Here is a 19,773-nt window from a genome sequence, read left to right as displayed (position 1 = left end):
CAGAAATGGGATCGCCGCGAGGCCCCTGCCATACCGGCCCGACGGCAAAGCGCTCAGGAGACGCCGCCGGACCGCATCCCCGGCCGCACCCGCCGAAGCCACGCCGCCACCGCCAGCGCGGCAAAGGGCCGGAACAGCAGCCGGTCGGGCACCAGATTACGAAAATGAATGATCACGCCCGAGATCACGGCGACGATCAGCCCGATGGCGGCCATCTCCGTCACCAGATTGCCCCATATCGGCCCGCGATAGAGCGACTGGTGCAGGTCGAAGAACAACTGCCCGCCCGATGTCTCGCGCGCCGTCAGCACGGCGCCGTCACGCGGATCGAGCACCGGCCCGATAAAAGCATGTCCGTCGTAATGCAGGATGCGCAGCACCGGATCGCGTGCCGACGGCAGGTTGACGAACGCCACCACCCCGGTCTCACGCAACGCCCGTACCCGCTCGCCCGCGCGATCCAGCGCCTCGCCGGTCATGGCGACAGCGGGCAGCGACGCTAGTTCCGGCTGCATCCAGCGGGTGATTTCGGTGTCGAAGAGGGCCAGCGTGCCGGCCGTAAACACCACGACCAGCACCAACCCGCCGACGAAGCCGACCCACGCATGCAGCCAGCCCATGCGAAGGCGCAGGATATCGCGCATCAGCAACCGGTCAGATGCAGAAGCGGCACGGCAAGCACCACGATGACGGAAGCCCCCGACCGGCGCCCCGGTAGCGCGAACAACACGACGATCAGCAACGGCAGCACCGCCACCGCAAGGCTCTGGAGCAGAATCGCCTCGCCTCCGATTCGCCCGGAGGCCAACGAGACCAGTCCCAACGCGCCCAGATAGGCAGTGGCCGCGACCGCAATCAGCCGTCCCAGCCATCGCTTCCATATCCCGCCCGCTCCGAACCGTGCCGTGTCGCGAGATTTGAGAGTCATTCGCATGTGTCTTTCAGGCAACATTCGGTCTGGAGAATACCACGGAGACGACTTCATGGTCCGCGCCGTATTGCGACATATTCTCATTTGCGTCTATGTGTCGGCTCCCTTTACGGCTTGTCAATGAGGCCGCCTGTGTACATTCGACCGCTTTCCGCCTTCTTCCGCCGCACGACGGCTTATTCAACGATGCTGATGTTGTCGGTATCGATACCGGTCGCCGCATCGGCCCAGGATCAGGCGCAGGTCCAACCCCCCCTCCGAAAACCCGAAAAAATCACCGCAGCGCCCGCAACGGCCACCCAGACCGGCACGACGCGCCAGACAGGCCCATCCGACGAGCAGATTGTCGTGCTGGCCCGGCGCCGCAACCAGATGGAAGTCATCTCCGGCGGCCAGCTCGGCGTCCTCGGCACCAAAAAGGGCCTGGACGTGCCCTTCAACGTCCGCAGCTACACCTCGGCCCTGATCCTGAACCAGCAGTCGCAGACCCTCGGCCAGGTGCTGGAAAACGACCCGTCGGTGCGCACCACCTATGGTTACGGCAATTTCTCCGAGCAGTTCGTCATTCGCGGCTTCCCCGTCTATGGCGACGACGTGTCGATCAACGGGCTCTACGGCATCGTGCCCCGCCAACTCGTCTCGCCGCAGCTTTACGATCAGGTGCAGGTACTCAACGGCGCCAGCGCGTTCCTCAACGGCGCGGCCCCCGGCGGCTCCTCCATCGGCGGCAACATCAACCTGATGTTCAAACATGCCGGCGAAACCCCGCTGACCCGCCTGACCGGCGACTATGAGAGTGCTGGCATGGGCGGCGGCAATATCGATGTCAGCCACCGTTTCGGCACCGACAACCAGTTCGGCGTGCGGATCAATGTCGCGGGCAAGAGCGGCCAGACGGCGATCGACCTGGAACGCCGCCATTCGGTCGCCGTCGGCGGCGGCTTCGACTGGCGCAGCCGCGACGGCGCGACCCGCGTGACGCTGGACATGGATTACGAAAACCAGGGCGTCAACCAGGGCCGCCCCGGCGTGCTGCTGGGCGCGGGCCTCACGCACGTTCCCCGCACGCCCTCCCCGTCAAGCAATTACGGCCAGCCCTGGACCTATACCGAGCTGAACTACATCTTCGGCATGCTCAACGTGGAGCATGATTTCTCGAAGCACCTGACGGCCTACGCCGCCTTCGGCGGCCTCGGCGGCAACGAGAAGGGGAATTATTCGACCCTGACCGTCACCAACGCCGCCACCGGCGCGGCCAGTGCCGGTTCGATGTACGTGCCCTACGTGCAGACCAACGAAAGCACCCGCGCCGGCATCCGGGCGCATTTCACCACCGGTCCGCTGAAGCACGAAATCAACGCGGGCGGCTCCGGCCTGTGGTCGGAGAAGGACACGGCCTATGCGTTCGCGCTGACATCGCTGGCCACCAACCTCTACCACCCGACATTCTACCGGCAATCGGCCCCCGAGACCTTCGTGGGCGGCAACGTCAACAACCCCCGTAAGAACGGCTACACCCGCCTCTACAGCCTGTTCTTCTCCGATACCGTGTCCGCGTTCGACGATCGCGTAGCCCTCACGGCAGGCTTCCGCTACCAGAACATGCTGGTGAACGATTACGGATACGGAAACTACTTCACCCGCTACAATCAGGACGCCTTCACCCCCGTCGTCGGGCTGGTGGTGCATCCCACGCGCCAGACCTCCCTCTATTTCAACCGGATCGAAGGGCTGGCGCAGGGCCCGCAGGCATCGGGCAACGTCATCAATACCGGGCAGGTGTTCCCGCCCTACCAGACGGTGCAATACGAAATCGGCGCGAAATACGATATCGGCCGCTTCAACACCACTCTCGCGCTCTACCAGATCGCACAGCCCAACGCGTACGCGGTGCCCTACGGCAATGGCGGGCAGTCCATCTTCTCGGTCGACGGGCAACAGCGCAATCGCGGCATCGAATGGACGGTCAACGGCGAGATCGTGAAGGGCCTGCGCTTCAACGGCGGCACGGCAATCATCGACGCGAACCAGCGGCGGACCGCGCTTGGCCTGTATGACGGCAACCGCGCCATCGGCGTGCCGGGCTACACCATCAACGCCAACCTCGAATACGACCTGCCGTTCCTCAAAGGCGGCACGCTGACGGGCCAGGCCATCCGCACCGGCCATCAATGGGCCGACAACGCCAACACCCTGAAGGTCCGGGGCTGGACACGATTCGACCTCGGCGCGCGCTATACGTTCCTGGTGGACCACAAGGCGCTGACCGCCCGCTTCGGCGTCGAGAATCTGGCCAACACCCGCTACTGGGCATCGGCCTTCGGCGGCTACCTGCTGCAAGGTATGCCCCGCACGTTCAAATTCTCGATCACGGCGGACCTGTAATCCCCGCTGATGGATGGTCACGTTCCGGTCGATGCGACGGATCAAATCTCGCGTTCCGGACGAACCGCCCGAAGCATGCTAGCTTTTCAGACCATCGCGCGGCCCGGCGCAAAAGCCGGCCGCGCAGCATTCGAGGAGGAAACGATGGCGTATTCATGCAGGAACTGGGTCGCGGCCCTCGGCCTGGGGCTGCTCGCCCTTCCGATGTCCGCCTACGCGGCCGACAAGGTGACGGGCGACCTCAAGGGCAGCGACGGCGCCTCCCACGGCACGGTCGAGGTCACCGACGCGCCCAAGGGCGTCATCCTGCGCATCACCGCAACCGGCCTCACACCCGGCTGGCACGGCGTGCATTTCCACGAAAAAGGCGCCTGCACGCCCCCCACGTTCAAGAGTGCCGGCGGCCACGTCCATGCGCACGATGTCGCCAAGCCGGTCCACGGCCTGCTCAACGCCAATGCCAACGATGACGGCGACCTGCCCAACATCCATGTAGGCCCCGACGGCACCGCGACGGTCGAGCTTTATTCCACTCTGGTGTCCTTCAAGGGCGACGGCGGACGCCCCGCCCTGCTCGATGCCGACGGCTCCTCGGTGGTCATCCACGCCAAACCCGACGACTACCAGACCCAGCCGATCGGCGGCGCCGGCGATCGCGTGGCCTGCGCGGTCCTGGCCCAGTAAGCCACCGCAGCGCGGTCGGGATGAGGCAGGTTGAACCTGCCTCATCCCCTCCGATTCGGCCCGGCTATCTCCCCGGATGCACGTTCCCGTAGGACGGCGCACCCAACCCCGGACATGAGCAATCGGACCCCAGCGGCACCTGAGTCGGCAGATGGCAGGTATAGACACCGGCCTTGCAGAGATATCCGTATCCGGCGATCGGCGTGCCCGGCGGCGGCGGATACCCCTCCGCCACACCAGTACACCCCGCCGGCACAACCGCCAGCCCTGCCAGAAGCAGGAACATCCGCCCCCGCGCAACCAGCAGGCGCGCAATCAGATCAGTCGCCATTCCATCCTCCCGTCCAAGAACCATGCGAATCCTGAAACGGCTGGCGGGACCAACGAGTTGCGCGCCCCGCGATCAACCCTTTTCGGCGATCGCGCGACCCGCCGCATGGCCGCTGGCCCAGGCCCACTGAAAATTATAACCGCCAAGCCAGCCCGTCACATCCACCGCCTCGCCCACCGCATAAAGGCCGGGCACCTCCCGCGCCTCCATGGTGCGCGACGACAGGGCGCCCGTATCAATGCCCCCGCGCGTCACCTCGGCCTTGGCATAGCCCTCGCTCCCGGCCGGCATCAGGCGCCAACCGGCCAGCACCTGCCCCAGACGGTTCAACGCCGCGTCAGGCACATCGCCCACCGGCCGGTCCGGCAGGTGGCGCGCCGCCATCGCCTGGGCGAAACGCTGCGGCAGGAAACCGCCCAGCATCGTCCGCCCCTCCACCCGGGGCCGCTGCCGCTTCGCCTCGCGCAACACCGCACCCGCATCGCATCCAGGCAACAGGTTCAGGCAAATCTCCCGCCCCGGTTCCCAATAGGACGAAATCTGCAGGATCGCCGGGCCGGACAGGCCGCGATGGGTAAACAGCATCGCCTCGCGAAACCGCTTGCCGCCACACTGTGCCTGCACGTCCAGCGAAACGCCGGCCAGTTCGCGCGTCCATCCCTCCCCGGCCGCATCCAGCGTCAGCGGCACCAGCGCCGGAGCGGTCGCCGTCACACCCAGCCCGAACTGCCGCGCAATCCCATGCGCAAGACCGGTCGCCCCCATACGCGGGATCGAAAGCCCCCCAGTCGCCAGCACCAGCGCCGGCGCACGGAACACCCCGCGATCGGTCTCCACCCGGAACCCCTCGCCGCCGCTCACCCCCACGATCCGGTGCGACAGGCGGATATCCACGCCACCGGCCGCGCATTCCGCCAGCAGCATGGCCACCACCTGCCGCGCCGATCCGTCGCAGAACAATTGCCCCAGCGTCTTCTCATGCCAGGCAATGCCATGGCGGCCGATCATCTCCAGAATGTCGGCGGGCCTGAACCGCGCCAACGCCGATTTGGCGAAATGCGGATTGCCGGAGAGAAACCGCCCCGGCTCGGTATCCAGATTGGTAAAGTTGCAGCGTCCGCCGCCCGAAATCAGGATCTTGCGCCCGGCCTCGGCCACATGGTCCAGCACCACCACGCGCCGCCCGCGCTGACCGGCCGCCAGCGCCGCCATCAGCCCGGCCGCGCCCGCGCCCAGCACGATGGCGTCCGTCTCGATCATCAGGGACATCGCGCGATCAGAAATCGAGGTCGGCGTAATGATCCGGCGGCACGATCCCCGTCACCCGGTCGTTCAGCAGCGCGCGGAAACACGGGCGGGATTTCATCCGGGCGTACCAGTCCTTGGCCGCCGGCGCCTTGGTCCAATCGACATCGTTGATGAAATCCAGGCACGACAGATGCGCGGCGGCGGCGAAATCGGCCAGCGAGAGCGTCGGTCCCGCCAGCCATTTCCGCGTCTCGGCCAACCAGTCCAGATAAGACATATGATAGCGGATATTGGCATACCCCGCCCGCAGCGCGTTGCCGTCCGGGTTGCCGCGCCCCGCGATCCGCTTCATCACCTTCTCATGCAGCAGGTTCTGCGTCACTTCGCTGGCGAATTTCTCGTCGAACCACGCGACCAGCCTGCGCACCTCGACCCGCTCGGCCAGCGTGCGCCCCAGCAGCGGCGTGTCGGGATAGGCTTCTTCGAGATATTCGCAGATCACCGACGAATTGGGGATCGAAAGCCCGTTTTCCTCGACCAGCATCGGGACGGTACCGGCCGGGTTGACCGCAAGATAGTCGGGCCGGCGTTCCCAGACCCGTTCCATCATCAGTTCGAACGGCAGCCGCTTCTCGCCCAGCACCAGACGAACCTTGCGACAAGAGGGCGAAAGCGGAAGATGATAGAGGATACGCATTCTACCAGTTTATGCCATCGCAACACGCCGCGCCAAGAGCCCTTGCACGCCCGGACGGAAATCGGCGCCCGAACGCGCGGATCGCTCGACAGCGCCCCGTTCTCACGGTAGCTGGTACGGGCTCCCTTCCCAGCAAACGTGAAGGTCCGTGACGCCCTTGTCCGACGAAACCCGCCCGCTTCCCCGCATTCGCGCCCGTGGCCGCTCTTTCCTGGCGCTGGTGCTCTCCCCCGAAGCCGAACTCGATGACTGGCTGCGCGGGCTGGATGCCCAGATCGCGCGCTCGCCTTCCTTTTTCGTAGGCAAGCCGATCATTCTCGATCTCGGGCTGCTGGCGGGCGATGCCGAAGGGCTGGCGGAACTCTATCCGGCCCTGCTGGAACGCGGGGTCAGGATCATCGGGATCGAGGGCGCCGATCCGGATTGGCCGGCCGTCGCCGGCTGGGACTGGCCCATGGCATTCGAGGGCGGCCGCGCCGCCGGCACGGTGGAACTGCCCGACGAAGACACGGACGGCACGGCACCCGCCGCCGTCCAGCCGGCAGGGCCTCCCTCGGCGCTGGTCGTCGAGGGGCCGGTGCGATCCGGGCAGTCGGTCCAGAACCCCGACGGCGACGTGGTCGTCATCGGGTCCGTGGCATCGGGGGCCGAGATTTCGGCGGGCGGCTCGGTCCATGTCTACGGCACGCTGCGCGGGCGGGCGATCGCCGGCATGGGCGGGCAGACCGGGGCGCGGATCTTCGCCGGCGTGATGAAAGCGGAACTCCTGGCGATCGACGGCTATTATATGATTGCCGAGGAGATCGACCCCGCCCTGAACGGTCGCTCCGCCCAGGCGATGCTGGAAGACGATACCCTCGTCGTCCGGCCCCTGAACTGACGAACATTCCGCTTTCCCGTTGCCCTCACCACATTTCCGCCACTAGATTCATATTCAAGACGTTGCCGCAGAATGGCAGGTCCCGACATAAGGAAACACGCGTATGGCCAAGGTGCTGGTTGTCACTTCGGGTAAGGGCGGTGTGGGCAAGACCACATCGACCGCTGCCCTCGGCGCGGCACTGGCCCAGACCGGGAAGAACGTCGTCGTCGTCGATTTCGATGTCGGATTGCGCAACCTGGATCTGGTGATGGGCGCGGAACGCCGCGTGGTGTTCGACCTGATCAACGTCGTGCAGGGCGACGCCAAGCTGGCCCAGGCCCTGATCCGCGACAAGCGGTTGGAAACCCTCTCGATTCTTCCCGCCTCCCAGACCCGCGACAAGGACGCCCTGACCCCGGAGGGCGTCGCCCGGGTCATCGAGGAACTGCGCGAGAAATTCGACTGGGTGATCTGCGACAGCCCCGCCGGCATCGAGCGCGGCGCGCAACTGGCGATGTACCACGCCGACCAGGCGGTGGTGGTGACCAACCCCGAGGTCTCGTCGGTGCGCGACAGCGACCGCATCATCGGCATGCTCGACAGCACCACCGAGCGCGCCAAGAAGGGCGAGAAGATCGACAAGCACCTGCTGCTGACACGCTACGACCCCGCCCGCGCCGCGCGCGGCGAAATGCTGCGCACCGAAGACGTGCTGGAAATCCTGTCGATCCCCCTGCTGGGCATCATTCCCGAAAGCGAAGAAGTTCTGCGGGCATCGAACCTCGGCATGCCGGTCACGTTATCCAATCCGACCAGTGCGCCGTCCCGCGCCTATTTCGAAGCGGTGCGCCGCCTGGAAGGCGAGACACTGGATGTCAGCGTGCCGACCGAACGCAAGGGCCTGTTCGACTGGCTGTTCAAGCGGAGTGTCGCATGAGTTTTCTGGCCTCATTCTTCGGACGAAAAACCTCGGCCCCCGTCGCCCGTGACCGTTTGCAGATCCTCCTGGCGCACGAACGCGCCGGCGAAGGCCAGTCGGAACTGATCGCCACGCTTCAGGAGGAAATCCTGGAGGTCATCAAGCGGCATATCTCGGTCGATCAGGACAAGGTCCAGATCAAGATGGATCGCGGCACAGGCGTCTCGATGCTGGAGATCGACATCGAGGTTCCCGAAACCAGACCGGCGGTCAAAACCGCCTGAACGGGCGCTTTCCAGCCGGGTCCGGCCTGACCGGCCCCGGCCACCCCACGGTCACCATCCCTGACGAACCCGCTCCGCATAGGGCACATCCTGGCGGCCCCATATTCTGATGGCGTTACCCAGCACCAGCAACGCCAATATCTGGATATGGCGGCCGTACCAATCCAGCATGTCCAGGCAGAACGGCACCTGGAACCCAAAGCCGCCCACCATCAGGCAATCGCCCGCGATGATGACGACGACCGTCGCCACACCAACGGTCGGCGCACGATATCCCCCCTCACGGCTGGTCCCGCACCATACCTTGCGACAGTAACGGCTCGATCCAGCTCCGCGCATAATCCGCATCGACAATCAGCGCGCGGGTCGCGGCCTCCGGATCATGCGCCCGCAACGCGGCGATCAGGTCCTCATGGGGGTGGCGCATCCCGGCCGGCCGCGCGGGCGGCGCGGTACGGGCCAGCGCATAAAGCGGCCCGATCCGCGCCCACAGGTTATGCAGGATATTCGCCGTCAGCGGCAGGTCGGCAATGCCCGCCAGCATGGCATGGAAATCGGCATTCCCGGCCGCCATCATGCCTTCATCCTGCCGCGCGCAGGCAAGCTGGAACTGTTCATGCACGTCCGACAGCGCATCCAGTTCCTCAGCCGTGGCCCGCAAAGCCGCCGCCTGGATCAGCCGGCTTTCCAGATCGACGCGCAGCGAATGGATTTCGCGAAAACTGGCGGGCGTGATGTCGGGCACAACCGCCGTATTGCGGTCGTTCAGGTCCAGCGCCTGCTCCGATACCAGCCGCAGCAGGGCCTCGCGCACCGGCGTGGGGCTCAACCCCAGCTCGGCCGCCAGCGGGCGCAGCACCAGCCTCTGGCCCACCTTGTAGCGGCTGCGGATCAGCCCGCCGCGAATATATTCATAGGCTTCGGCACTCAGCGCCCGCCGGCCATTCTCCATCGCCGCGGGGCTGGGCCACGCCGCCTTCTCCGCGACATGCCCCCGCCCTTCAGGCAAAGCCGCCACACGCTCCATCACCTCACCCTCGTCCCAATCCTTCATCATCTCGTTACACCACGTCCTCGATAAACATGGACTGGCGTTCGAGGAAATCGCGATACGGGCCTTCCGTCCGTTCCAGCACGCTCACCGGCCCATCCTGCACGATCCGGCCATGATCCATCACCACGATGCGGTCGAAATCGCGCAGGGTAGAAAGCCGGTGCGCCACCGCAATCACGGTGCGCCCCACCTTCAGACGATCCAGCGCCTCCTGCACGCGCTGCTCGCTCTCGCTGTCCAGCGCGCTGGTGGCCTCGTCGAGGATCAGGATGGGCGCATTGCGCAGAAACGCGCGCGCAATGGCAATTCGCTGCCGCTGGCCACCCGAGAGCTTGACGCCGCGATCCCCCACCTCGGTCTGGAAGCCCTCGGGCATCGCGTCGATAAAGTCGCGACACCCGGCGGCGATCGAGGCCGCGATCACCTCGTCATCCGTCGCATCCGGCCGGCCGTAGCGGATATTCTCCATCACCGACCGCCGCAGCAGCGACACATCCTGCGGCACCACCGACATGCAGGCCCGCAGGCTCGCTTCGTCCAGGTCGCGCAGATCGACCCCGTCGATCTGGACCGCGCCCCCCTGCACGTATCGCAGACGCTGCACCAGCGCCAGAATCGTGCTCTTGCCCGAGCCCGACCGCCCCACCAGTCCGACCCGTGTCCCGGCCTCGATCACCAGATTGAAATGCGACAGCACCGGCGCGCCACCCGGATAGGCGAACATCACGTCGCGAAACGCGACCTCGCCCCGCACCGGGCCGGCAAAGCCGCGCGCATTCGGCGAATCGACCATCTCATGCGGCACCAGAATGGCCGAGAGCGCCTCGTCCAGCCGCGCGATATGCTGGATTGTCTCCACCAGCGCCACAGCCAGATCGCGTGTGCCATGCAGGATCATGAAGCCCAGATTGGCCACCATCACCACGTCGCCGATGCTGGCGCGGCCCAGATGCCACAGCATCACCACCCAGAACAGCAGCCCGGCCGTCAGCACCGCCGTCAGCACAGCATGCACCAGCCGCAGCTTTTCCATGTAGCGCAGCGACCGGCCCCGCGCGCCCATCTCCTGGCGCATCGTCTCGCCCAGGCGCAGCCGCTCATAGCCTGTCATGCCGAAGGACCGGACCAGCGGCAGGTTATTGACGATGTCCAGCATCTCGCCATCCACGCGCGCCGCCTCGGCGGCATAATGCTGGTGCATGCCCCGCCCGCCGGCCGCCATGCGGAACATCAGCAGGCACAGCCCGGCCGACAGCGCCACGATCACCCCCGCCATCACCGGGCTGATCGTCAGCAGCAGGCTGACCGACAGCGCCACGTTCAGGCAGGGCGGCAGCACGTTCCACGCCGCCAGATTCTCCAGCGTGAAGACCGACATCGAAGCGGTGGAAATGCGCGTCGCCATGGCGCCGGACATCCGGTCGGCGAAATAGCCGGCGGAATGGCTCGTCAGATAGCGGAACAGGTCGCGCCGCACGTCACCGGTCATGTCCACGAAAGCATAGGTGGCGAACCACCCGGCCACCCGCCACGACATGTTGTCGAAGGCAATGACCACGACCAGCGCCACCACGGCGTTCCAGACGGGCGGCATGTCTCCCACACCGTGCGCGGTCATGGTATCGACCAGGAAGCGGGTGGCATAGGTGGCCCCGACGGTGCACGCCACGGCGACCATGACGGAGAGGAAGATCACGGCATGCAGCAGCGCATGACCCCGCGCATAGCGGAAGACGAAGGCAAGCGGCCGGCCCGGATAATGAACCAGCTGATCGTCTGAAATGGTGGTCCTGGTCTCAGTCGCCAAAATCGGCTGCCCTCTCTGCTGCCGGCCTGTCCGGTCGTCGTGACGCGCGGAAAGTTCCACACCCTGAAACGTTTATCTATCCGGATCGTGGGCAGGAAAGATAGGCTCTCCCTGCCCATCCCCGCAGATGCCGGGCAGGTCGGCCCGTCAGACGGAACAACCTTTATCGCGCATCGTTCCACCTGGTGCCGCAGCCCGCCCTCCGGCGTGCCATTGATTTGCCGTTTCCCGATGCCACGCTAGCATCCCCTGTCCATTCATGCGGAAGAAAGAAGTGACCAGCCCCATGCGTATCGCCCAGATCGCGCCGCTCCATGAAGCCGTACCGCCCAAACTGTATGGCGGCACCGAGCGTGTCGTGTCTTTCCTGACGGAAGAACTGACGGCCATGGGCCATGATGTGACCCTGTTCGCCAGTGGCGACAGCGTGACCTCCGCCCGGCTGACCGCCTGCTGGCCCCAGGCCCTGCGCCTCGACCCCGCGATTCGCGACCCGATCGCGCCGCACATGCTCATGATGGAGCAGGTCGCCCGCGCGGCGGAGCAGTTCGATATCCTGCATTTCCATATGGATTACTGGCCCTTCACCTATTTCAGCCGCCAGCCCACGCCGATGCTCACCACGATGCACGGTCGCCTGGACCTGATGGAACTGCAACCGGTCTTCGACGCCTTCCCCAAGGTGCCGATCGTCTCGATCTCCAACAACCAGCGCCTGCCGCTCCCCCAGGCCCATTATGTGCGCACCGTGCTGCACGGCCTGCCTGAAAAGCTGCTGACGCCCCAGCCCGGCCCGCGCGACTATTTCGCCTTCCTGGGCAGGATCTGCCCGGAAAAAGGCGTGGACAAGGCAATCCGCATCGCCCGCGCCCTCAACGTACCGCTCAAGATCGCCGCCAAGATCGACAAGGTGGACGCCGAATATTTCGAGCGCGAGATCGTCCCGATGCTGGGCGAGGGCGTGGAACTGATCGGCGAGATCAACGACCGCCAGAAACCCGCCTTCCTGTCGGGCGCGCGCGCCCTGCTGATGCCGATCGACTGGCCCGAGCCGTTCGGCCTGGTGATGATCGAGGCCATGGCCTGCGGCACCCCCGTCGTCGCCTTCCGTCGCGGCTCGGTCCCCGAGGTGCTGGAAGACGGGCTGACCGGCCTGATCGTGGATGACGAGCGCGAGGCCATCGCCGCCTGCGCCCGCCTGCCCGAAATGCAGCACGACCGCATCCGCCAGCGATTCGAGGAACGCTTCACCGCCCGCCGGATGGCCGAGGACTATCTCGACATCTACCGCCAACTGATCGAGGCCAAAAAGACGGCCTGATCAGCCACGGAAGCCTGACCGGACCAGCGCGCCGAATCAACCCGGCGCGCCCACCCGGTCAGGCGCGCCGCCGCAACGCCTCGCCGGCCAGCGCCTGCCGCCCCAGCGCAATCAGGGGCAGCACCGCCCCGGCCAGCGAGACCGCCTGCCATCCACCATGATGAAACAGGGCGGCCGCCAGCACCGAACCCGTCGCGCCGCACAGAAACACGATGGTCATGAACAGCGCGTTCAGCCGTCCCCTAATCTCCGGCCGCAGCAGATAGATCGCCCGCATGCTGATCACCTGGTTGGTCTGCACCCCGGCATCCAGCACGATCGCCGCGACCGCCAGCGGCACCAGCGCATGGGCCGCGACGGCCGCCAGCCCCAGCGCGAATCCGCCCGCCACCATCACCATGGCCCCGGTCGTGGCCGCATTCGTCAGCCCCCGGTCGGCCAGCCGCCCGGCCACCGGGGCCGCCAACGCACCACCCGCCCCGGCCAGCGCGAACAGGGCAATGCCCGTCTGCCCCAGATGAAACGGCGCCGAGGCCAGTTGCAGCGGCACCGCCGTCCAGAAGATATTGAACGCGGCGAACACCGCCCCCTGATAGAACGCCCGCCGGCGCAGCAGCGGCGTCTCGCACAGGATACCGGGCAGCGAGGCGAGGATATGCCCGTAGGTCAACCCGTCATGTACGGGCTGCCGGCGCGGCAGGCCCCGCGCCAGCGCCACCATCAACACCAGCGTCATCGCGCACGACGCCAGGAAGACGGCATGCCACCCGGCATGATCGGCCACGACGCTGGAAAACGGCCGCGCCAGCATGATCCCGCCGATCAGCCCGCCCATCACCGTGCCCACCACCCGCCCGCGATCCTTCTCGGCCGAGAGATGCGACGCCAGCGGCACCAGCACCTGGGCGGCGGTCGCGAACACGCCGATGGCAAACGCCATGACCAGAAACGCCCAGGTCGAGCGCGCGAAGGCGGCGGCCAGCAGCGTCAGGGCCAGCCCGCCCAGCGCGGCCAGCACCAGCCGCCGATTCTCCACGATATCGGCCAGCGAAACCAGGCCGATCATGCCGCAGCCATATCCCAGTTGGGTCAGCATCACGATGCTGCCCAGCCAGGCCGGCGCCAGACCGATATCCGGCCCGATCAGGCCGATCAGCGGTTGCGCATAATAGATATTGGCCACCACCAGCCCGGCGGCACAGGCGATCAGGCGAATGATCCCGGCCCCGGCCGGCACGAAAGAGGCGGAGGAAACAGTCATCTCGTCATCCCGAATCACATGACGGAACTCTATCCCCCGAAAGACGGTATTGCCAAAATCCGGACCAAAGCCCGCACCGATGGCCCCGCCCCCCAACGGTCAGGCCCCTAATCCGCCCACCTCCCCAACCGGGGCAAAGCGCATGGCTCCCTCGTCCTGCATTCCGCCTCCCGCCAGGAATCGTTCCATCCTGGCGCGAAAGGCCGGTGTCGCGGTCCCACCGGCAATCTCAAAATGCCGATGCGCCTGCGCCGTCCGCCCCTCGGCCAGCAGGAAGCGCCCCAGATTGAAATGTCCGCGAAAATCCCCGCCCTCGGCGGCGCGGACATACCATGCCCGCGCCTGCGCCAGATCGCGCGTCACGGCCCACCCGTCTTCATAAAAGCCGCCGATGATATTGAACGATTTACAATGCCCGCGCGCGGCGGCCCGCCGCAGCCACGCCAGCGCCCGCCCATGATCGGGCGGCCCGTCCCACCCCAGGGTCAGCCCGGTGGCGTAATTGTACATGCCCCAGTCCAGACCGGCGCAGGCGGCCCGCCGATACCAGCGCATCGCCTCCGCCGGGGTCGGGGACATGCCCCACCCCAGTTCGCAGCAGCGCCCGACCATGTTGCACCCCATGGCGCTGCCCTGCCGCGCCGCCGCCAGAAACCAGCCCAGGGCGCCGCGCGGGTCGCGCGGCAACAGCACGCCATCCAGCAGGATCTGCCCCAGCACAAGCTGCGCATCGGCCACCCCGCCGCCAGCCAGGTCGCAGATCGTCGCAACCCCGGCCGTCACCGCGTCCCCTCCGGCCCGCGGCCCGGCGGCACCATGCAGCATGGCAGCCCGCCTGCTCAGAAATGCGCGTTCAGATTGACCATCGCCGTCCGCCCCGGCGCCTGCATCGCATAATGCGTGGTGTAGGCTTGGGTAAAATAGCGCCGGTTGGCCAGGTTCTGGATGTTGAGCTGAAGCGTGTAGTGCGTCAGGAACCGGTAGCTCGCCATGACATCGAACCGGTAATAGCCGGGAATGAATTTCGGCGCGGTAGGGGAATCCGTGCCGTAGACCTTGGCCATGTAATAAACGCCACCCGCGATCGTCAGCGGCTCGATCGGGCGATAGGTCGTCCACAGCGCCAGACTGTTCTCCGGGGTGTTCGGCGCATGCCGCCCATCCATCACCCCGGCGGCGGCACCCGCGCCCCCCGCCTTCAGCAGCCGCGCGTCCAGATAGGTAAAGCCGCCATTGATCGACCATTTGCGGGTAATCTGCCCGTTCACGCCAACCTCGAAGCCCCGCACCCGCTTGGTCCCGCCATTGTCGATCCCGCCCGTCGCGGTGGTGATCTTGAAGTTCGTGGCGTCGATCTGGAACAGCGCACCGGTCAGCAGCAGCCGGTTATGCAGCACGTTCCACTTGGTGCCGACTTCGATCGTCCGGTCACGCTCGGGCTTCAGCACGGCCCCCACATTGCCGCTCCGGTCGGCGCCCAGGCTGATATCGTCCGATCCCTGCCCCACCGAATTGCCCGGCGGAATCGCCGACGTGGCATACGACGCATAGATCGACCCGTTGGAACGCGGCTTGTAGACCAGCGCGCCCTGATAGGTGAACAGATTGTCCCCGCGCCCATACTCGCTCGTCGCCGTGCGATAGGTGCTCTGCACATTGTCGTAGCGCAGGCCGACATTGGCCTGAAGCTGCTTCAGCAGCGTGATGGTATCGAACAGATAGACGGCCTTGGTATCGAAGCGCGTGCTGTTCGGGTTGCCGGCATGTTTCAGATCGCCCGTCCACAGGTCGTTCGGGTTCGGATCGAGCAGCGACGTGCAGGTATGCGACGAAAAGGCCAGCGCCGTCGCGCAGCGGGTGAAGTTCGTCCCCGCCCCCACGTTCTGGCCATTCACGATGGCCAGATAATTGTCGTTCTTGCCCTGCTCGCGGGTAAACTCGGCCCCCGAGGCAAACTGGTTCCTGAAACCCGCCAGATCGAACGATCCATAGAAATCGGTCTGGTTGGTCGCCGTATCGAAGGTCGAGAAGCGGCTGTTCAGGCGGCGATAGACATAGCCGTAATAGATATTGCCCTGGCTGTCGTCGGGCATCGTCCAGCGGTCGTTCTGGGTCGTTTCGGAATAGCGCGTGGTATTGCGCAGATGCAGCGTGCTGCTGAAATCATGCTCCAGCCGCAGCGTCCCCATATCGATGCCATCCTGGTTGGAATCACGATTTTCCAACCCGTACCAGGTATCGAACGGCACCTTCACCGGCGCGCCGCTCCCCGTCCCCAGCACCCGCGCCGCGCCATCCGAACGCCGGTTGAAAGGCGGATTGCTGTAGGGAATGCCGACATCGGGCAGGTCGTCATTCTGCATGTGATAATACATCACGGTCACGCGGTTGGCCGTCCCCAGCCCGAACGATAGCGACGGCGCCACGCCGAACCGGCGATAATGGGTCGGCCCGCGCCCGGCCACCCCCTGGTCGTCGCCCATCAGGTTCAGGCGGAAGGCCCCGCTCTCCGTCACCCGCCAGTTGCCGTCGAACGTGCCGCGCTTGTAATCGGCATTGCCGAAACCAAGATTGGCGTCGATCGCATTCTTCAGCGTCGGCATCTTGCTGTTGATCAGCAGCGCGCCACCGGCACCGCCGCGCCCGGCAATGGCGCCGGAATCACCTTTCACGACCTCGATCGATTCGACATTGAACGTCTCGCGCGACTGCGCGCCGACATCGCGCAATCCATCGACAAAGGTGCTCGACTGCGCATCGAACCCGCGCAGGAACGGCCGGTCGCCCACCGGATTACCGCCCTCGCCCGCCCCCATCGTAATGCCGGGCACATTGCGCAGCGCATCGGCCAGCGTGTTCGAGGCGGTCTGGCTCAACAACTGGCGGGAGATGATCGAAACGCTCTTGGGCGTATCCAGCAGCGGCGCGGTGAATTTCGGCGACATGTCACGCCACTGGCCCACAACCTCGATATGCTCGTGCCGGGGATTGGCGCGCTCTTCCTGCGCCTTTTTCTTTTCCTCGTCGGTCAGCCTGTCCGCCGCCGCCACGCCCGGCGTCGCGGCCAGCCCCTGGCCGCCGATCATCGCCATCGCCAGCCCACACAGCACCTGACCGCCCTGGGGCGCCACATGCCGTGCATTACGCCATTTTCCAGTGACACCCATTCGCCCAGGTTTCCTCGACATGAAACATGAAAATGCGACATATTCGCATTAAGCAGTGATGTTTCATGAGAGATACAAGGCGTCAAGGAAGCTAATTAAGACAAAAAATGTCGGGTTTCCCGCAAGCCGGAAACACCCGCCGCAAGCAGCGCCGAAAACGATGCCCCGCCCCCTGCCGACCGCGGGAGTCCAGACCGTGCACAGCCCCCCGATCGCCCCTATCAGGCCACGATCTTCCTCTTCCAGTAATCCCGCAGAGACATGAGAGTCGCATTGGCGGCGCGCTCCCATTCATAGCGCACGGAAGCACCGATCACATGCGGGCGAAGAACAGGAGGCTGCCCAAAGCTTGCAAGCATTTTCGCGGTGCCGACAGAGGCAAAACTATCGAAATCGAATGTCAGCGCCTTTGCCGAAGCAAGCTTCAAAGCCTCCCATATCAGGAGCATGTTCGCCCCCGGTATGGATGCATTTCGATCACGCGCCGACAGCCAATAATAAAGATTCTTCTCATCCCAGATCAATACTGACGAAGAGACCTGTTTTTTCTTTTCGTCGTAGGCGCTGATGACGCACGCCCTGTCATGCCGCAGGCAGGCTTCGAAGAGTTTCGCCATCGTCGCAAAATCATGCCTGTTTTCCGACGCCGACTGATCGACCAGGGACATGCGAATGAACGCTTCAATGTCCGCGCTTTGAGTAACCTCAAGTTTTTGAGACGCCGATCGGATCAGGTTCCGCGTCTTCTGGTCACATTGCTCCAGGACGACACCGGGCGTCACATCCGGCGCTATGCGGAAGGTAAATTCATTTCTTATCTGCAACCCGCAGATCGAAAAAGCGAATGCGGAATCGTCCGATGGATCGAGACGAATTTTCAGATGATCGTATTTCGGAAGCTTCCGGATAAGCTCCGCGACGATGTTCCGTATCTTCTGCCCTCTACGAAACGGCTTGGAAGCCGGAAGGAAGAAGCGCGGCCCCAATGTTCTCGTATAAGGGGGAGGAATTATATACCGCATCCCCAAATGCTTTTTCCGACAATAATGAAAATCCGAGACGATATTTCCCCCATTTCTTATTTCCAGGGTCTCGTAATTTCCATCGGTCGCGGCGTCCATCCACCAGTTTTCATGAAATATCGAATGCTCGACGGAAGGGTAGGAAACATCGGGGGAGGATGACGACATTAACATTTTGCTAACGACTCAAGTTTGTATCTTTATATGTCTATTGATACAGAACGTATCGAAATGTATCATATGACAAATATTTTATAGTCGTCAATGATCCGCCCCTTCACGACGAATGATCGGCCCGCGCCGCGACACCGAACGATCGGCTCGTCACCGGCCAGCGAACTTTTTCAAACAAATAATTGATTTTATTTATTAATTCTTGGCGCACGTTTCCACCACGCCTCCAGTTGCAAGACCGCACGCGCGTCCGTCCGGCTCGCGACCGCATGGCGGGCGGGGCGTGCGACCCGTTTCCAATGTAACAATTGTTACCCGACCCGCCGACGGCAAGCCTGCGAAACGCCACAGCGCGCCGGCCTCACGTACCTGAAACGCCACCATCGAGGAACGCGCGACCGCAAACCACCCACGACCGCCCGGCGCATATCGTCCGGCAGCACAGACCCGCCCCCTCCCGCCGTCATGACCGTTGACAGGCAAGACGCGGCACGCGCGACACACAACCGATTCAAATCGTAAAAAATGACGATCCATCCGCCCAAGATACGTGCGGACAGAGCAACGCGCGAACGATATCGCGCCACCGCCCCGCCAGACCGTGGCACGGTGTCTCACCAGACGCGGCAACCAGACAGGCGCGTCCTCACCCACCCGCAAGGCCGGATCGCAACGGCCGTTCGGGCGCCTCTGTCGCCACGCAGGCGCGATCGCGACAACCCCCGTCAGCCTGCGCGCGCCCGATCATCGCCCTCCGCAAGGCTTTTCAGAAAACCCGGCCGGACGACCTTCTGTTTCCAGCGATCAGAGTTCACACCATTGGCGCATGAGATTATGATAGCAGTTCACCAGTTCCAGTACGGCGGGGTCGTCATCCGGCAGGCGCGAGCGCAGATCCATGATCGTACGATCGAGGTCGAACAGAATCCGCCGCCGCTCCACATCCCGCACCATCGATTGCGTCCAGAAAAACGACGCCCAGCGACTCCCGCGCGTGATCGGGGCCACGTCATGCAGCACCGTGGTGTCGTAAACGATCATGTCGCCGGCCGGCAGCTTGATCTCCTGCACGCCCGACGCATCATGAATCCGCAACGCGCCTCCCTCGTATTCCTCCGGGTCGGTCAGGAAGAGCGTGGACGACACATCCGTGCGGATGCGCATCCCGCCTGAATTGGGGATCGGCCGGATGGCATTGTCCACATGCGCGCCGAACGACATGCCCTCGTCATAGCGGTTGAACAGCGGCGGCACGACACGCAGCGGCACGACAGCACTGTTGAACAGCGCGTTCCGCCCCAGCGCACGCAGCACGATCTCACCGAGCGACCGATGCAGCGGATGGTCCAGCGGAATCTGCAGATTATGCTTGGCCGACGCCGATTGCGGCCCCGCCGTCACCTTGCCGTCCGCCCACGGCGCGTCGGCCAGCGCACGACGACAATGCAGGACTTCCTCGGCCGAAAGAACATCGGGAATATGCAGCAACATGGCAGTCTCGATCAGGGAGCAGGCCCGGCCGACCATGGACGGCCGGCATGGACAACATGGCGAAGCTGCTGAATAGCCACATTGCAACAGATTATCAATTGCACAATTATTCCGCCCATGGTTTGTAACCGTCGA

The 19,773-nt window shown here is 64.7% G+C and carries 19 protein-coding genes; 6 read left to right on the top strand and 13 right to left on the bottom strand.

Annotated elements, in window-relative coordinates; all coding sequences use genetic code 11:
• Window positions 1–53: 53 nt before the first annotated feature.
• A complete protein-coding gene (locus tag HLH25_RS02100) occupies window positions 54–644 on the bottom strand; it encodes a PepSY domain-containing protein (protein WP_182972501.1) in 591 nt (196 codons plus the stop codon).
• The gene (locus HLH25_RS02095) at window positions 644–928 is read right to left on the bottom strand and encodes a hypothetical protein (protein WP_182972500.1); all 285 of its coding nucleotides are present in this window, start codon (window positions 926–928) and stop codon (window positions 644–646) included. The genes HLH25_RS02100 and HLH25_RS02095 overlap by 1 nt, the downstream gene beginning before the upstream one ends.
• A 189-nt stretch (window positions 929–1,117) precedes the next feature.
• Here HLH25_RS02095 and HLH25_RS02090 point away from each other — a divergent pair, with 189 nt between their 5' ends.
• Together HLH25_RS02090 and sodC are read left to right on the top strand one after the other, a co-directional pair.
• Entirely contained in the window at window positions 1,118–3,316 is a 2,199-nt protein-coding gene (locus tag HLH25_RS02090; protein WP_246401012.1) for a TonB-dependent receptor, read from the top strand.
• A 144-nt stretch (window positions 3,317–3,460) separates the two neighbouring features.
• A complete protein-coding gene (gene sodC / locus HLH25_RS02085) occupies window positions 3,461–4,000 on the top strand; it encodes a superoxide dismutase[Cu-Zn] (RefSeq protein WP_182972498.1) in 540 nt (179 codons plus the stop codon).
• A gap of 64 nt (window positions 4,001–4,064) precedes the next feature.
• On the opposite strand, the gene HLH25_RS02080 is transcribed toward sodC, so the two are convergent.
• The 3 genes from HLH25_RS02080 to fzlA form a co-directional block, all read right to left on the bottom strand.
• A complete protein-coding gene (locus HLH25_RS02080) occupies window positions 4,065–4,331 on the bottom strand; it encodes a hypothetical protein (RefSeq protein ID WP_246401010.1) in 267 nt (88 codons plus the stop codon).
• Between the two features lie 72 nt (window positions 4,332–4,403).
• The gene (locus tag HLH25_RS02075; protein ID WP_375288953.1) at window positions 4,404–5,591 is read right to left on the bottom strand and encodes a BaiN/RdsA family NAD(P)/FAD-dependent oxidoreductase; all 1,188 of its coding nucleotides are present in this window, start codon (window positions 5,589–5,591) and stop codon (window positions 4,404–4,406) included.
• Window positions 5,592–5,607: 16 nt separating this feature from the next.
• A complete protein-coding gene (gene fzlA, locus HLH25_RS02070) occupies window positions 5,608–6,276 on the bottom strand; it encodes an FtsZ-binding protein FzlA (protein WP_182972496.1) in 669 nt (222 codons plus the stop codon).
• Window positions 6,277–6,433: 157 nt separating this feature from the next.
• On the opposite strand from fzlA, the gene minC reads away from it, so the two are divergent.
• From minC to minE, 3 genes are all read left to right on the top strand, one after another.
• Window positions 6,434–7,156, top strand: coding sequence for a septum site-determining protein MinC (gene minC / locus HLH25_RS02065; RefSeq protein ID WP_182972495.1), 723 nt, complete (start codon window positions 6,434–6,436; stop codon window positions 7,154–7,156).
• Between the two features lie 103 nt (window positions 7,157–7,259).
• Window positions 7,260–8,075 (top strand): septum site-determining protein MinD, encoded by an 816-nt coding sequence (gene minD / locus HLH25_RS02060; protein ID WP_182972494.1) that lies wholly within the window; start codon window positions 7,260–7,262, stop codon window positions 8,073–8,075.
• Window positions 8,072–8,341 (top strand): cell division topological specificity factor MinE, encoded by a 270-nt coding sequence (gene minE, locus HLH25_RS02055; RefSeq protein WP_182972493.1) that lies wholly within the window; start codon window positions 8,072–8,074, stop codon window positions 8,339–8,341. Before minD ends, minE begins: the two co-directional genes overlap by 4 nt.
• A gap of 51 nt (window positions 8,342–8,392) precedes the next feature.
• Here minE and HLH25_RS02050 read toward each other — a convergent pair whose 3' ends face one another.
• The 3 genes from HLH25_RS02050 to HLH25_RS02040 all read right to left on the bottom strand — a co-directional run bounded on the left by HLH25_RS02050 (window position 8,393) and on the right by HLH25_RS02040 (window position 11,202).
• Window positions 8,393–8,593 (bottom strand): hypothetical protein, encoded by a 201-nt coding sequence (locus tag HLH25_RS02050; RefSeq protein ID WP_182972492.1) that lies wholly within the window; start codon window positions 8,591–8,593, stop codon window positions 8,393–8,395.
• 28 nt (window positions 8,594–8,621) lie between these two features.
• Window positions 8,622–9,293, bottom strand: a complete 672-nt coding sequence (locus tag HLH25_RS02045; RefSeq protein WP_182972651.1) for a GntR family transcriptional regulator — start codon at window positions 9,291–9,293, stop codon at window positions 8,622–8,624.
• A 109-nt stretch (window positions 9,294–9,402) separates the two neighbouring features.
• Window positions 9,403–11,202: an ABC transporter ATP-binding protein gene (locus tag HLH25_RS02040; protein WP_182972491.1), complete on the bottom strand. Its 1,800-nt coding sequence runs from the start codon at window positions 11,200–11,202 to the stop codon at window positions 9,403–9,405.
• A 286-nt stretch (window positions 11,203–11,488) separates the two neighbouring features.
• Here HLH25_RS02040 and HLH25_RS02035 point away from each other — a divergent pair, with 286 nt between their 5' ends.
• Complete coding sequence (locus tag HLH25_RS02035; protein WP_182972490.1) at window positions 11,489–12,523, top strand: glycosyltransferase family 4 protein; 1,035 nt, start codon at window positions 11,489–11,491, stop codon at window positions 12,521–12,523.
• A 58-nt stretch (window positions 12,524–12,581) separates the two neighbouring features.
• Here HLH25_RS02035 and HLH25_RS02030 read toward each other — a convergent pair whose 3' ends face one another.
• From HLH25_RS02030 to HLH25_RS02010, 5 genes are all read right to left on the bottom strand, one after another.
• Entirely contained in the window at window positions 12,582–13,784 is a 1,203-nt protein-coding gene (locus tag HLH25_RS02030) for an MFS transporter (protein ID WP_182972489.1), read from the bottom strand.
• A 99-nt stretch (window positions 13,785–13,883) separates the two neighbouring features.
• Complete coding sequence (locus HLH25_RS02025) at window positions 13,884–14,609, bottom strand: tetratricopeptide repeat protein (protein WP_182972488.1); 726 nt, start codon at window positions 14,607–14,609, stop codon at window positions 13,884–13,886.
• Window positions 14,610–14,623: 14 nt separating this feature from the next.
• Window positions 14,624–16,951: a TonB-dependent receptor gene (locus HLH25_RS02020; protein ID WP_182972487.1), complete on the bottom strand. Its 2,328-nt coding sequence runs from the start codon at window positions 16,949–16,951 to the stop codon at window positions 14,624–14,626.
• Window positions 16,952–17,172: 221 nt separating this feature from the next.
• A complete protein-coding gene (locus HLH25_RS02015) occupies window positions 17,173–18,072 on the bottom strand; it encodes a GNAT family N-acetyltransferase (protein WP_182972486.1) in 900 nt (299 codons plus the stop codon).
• 879 nt (window positions 18,073–18,951) lie between these two features.
• Entirely contained in the window at window positions 18,952–19,638 is a 687-nt protein-coding gene (locus HLH25_RS02010; RefSeq protein WP_182972485.1) for a Fe2+-dependent dioxygenase, read from the bottom strand.
• Window positions 19,639–19,773 lie beyond the last annotated feature (135 nt).

Source organism: Gluconacetobacter dulcium (assembly GCF_014174165.1).
GTDB lineage: Bacteria > Pseudomonadota > Alphaproteobacteria > Acetobacterales > Acetobacteraceae > Gluconacetobacter > Gluconacetobacter dulcium.
This window is presented reverse-complemented; position numbering and strand designations above follow the sequence as displayed.

Excerpts from the sequence above, each read along its gene's own strand:
- HLH25_RS02100 (WP_182972501.1), bottom strand. The coding sequence starts at position 644 with ATGCGCGATATCCTGCGCCTTCGCATGGGCTGGCTGCATGCGTGGGTC.
- HLH25_RS02095 (WP_182972500.1), bottom strand. The coding sequence starts at position 928 with ATGACTCTCAAATCTCGCGACACGGCACGGTTCGGAGCGGGCGGGATA.
- HLH25_RS02090 (WP_246401012.1), top strand. The coding sequence starts at position 1,118 with ATGCTGATGTTGTCGGTATCGATACCGGTCGCCGCATCGGCCCAGGAT.
- sodC (WP_182972498.1), top strand. The coding sequence starts at position 3,461 with ATGGCGTATTCATGCAGGAACTGGGTCGCGGCCCTCGGCCTGGGGCTG.
- HLH25_RS02080 (WP_246401010.1), bottom strand. The coding sequence starts at position 4,331 with ATGGCGACTGATCTGATTGCGCGCCTGCTGGTTGCGCGGGGGCGGATG.
- HLH25_RS02075 (WP_375288953.1), bottom strand. The coding sequence starts at position 5,591 with ATGATCGAGACGGACGCCATCGTGCTGGGCGCGGGCGCGGCCGGGCTG.
- fzlA (WP_182972496.1), bottom strand. The coding sequence starts at position 6,276 with ATGCGTATCCTCTATCATCTTCCGCTTTCGCCCTCTTGTCGCAAGGTT.
- minD (WP_182972494.1), top strand. The coding sequence starts at position 7,260 with ATGGCCAAGGTGCTGGTTGTCACTTCGGGTAAGGGCGGTGTGGGCAAG.
- minE (WP_182972493.1), top strand. The coding sequence starts at position 8,072 with ATGAGTTTTCTGGCCTCATTCTTCGGACGAAAAACCTCGGCCCCCGTC.
- HLH25_RS02045 (WP_182972651.1), bottom strand. The coding sequence starts at position 9,293 with ATGGAGAATGGCCGGCGGGCGCTGAGTGCCGAAGCCTATGAATATATT.
- HLH25_RS02035 (WP_182972490.1), top strand. The coding sequence starts at position 11,489 with ATGCGTATCGCCCAGATCGCGCCGCTCCATGAAGCCGTACCGCCCAAA.
- HLH25_RS02030 (WP_182972489.1), bottom strand. The coding sequence starts at position 13,784 with ATGACTGTTTCCTCCGCCTCTTTCGTGCCGGCCGGGGCCGGGATCATT.
- HLH25_RS02025 (WP_182972488.1), bottom strand. The coding sequence starts at position 14,609 with ATGCTGCATGGTGCCGCCGGGCCGCGGGCCGGAGGGGACGCGGTGACG.
- HLH25_RS02020 (WP_182972487.1), bottom strand. The coding sequence starts at position 16,951 with ATGGGTGTCACTGGAAAATGGCGTAATGCACGGCATGTGGCGCCCCAG.
- HLH25_RS02015 (WP_182972486.1), bottom strand. The coding sequence starts at position 18,072 with ATGGACGCCGCGACCGATGGAAATTACGAGACCCTGGAAATAAGAAAT.
- HLH25_RS02010 (WP_182972485.1), bottom strand. The coding sequence starts at position 19,638 with ATGTTGCTGCATATTCCCGATGTTCTTTCGGCCGAGGAAGTCCTGCAT.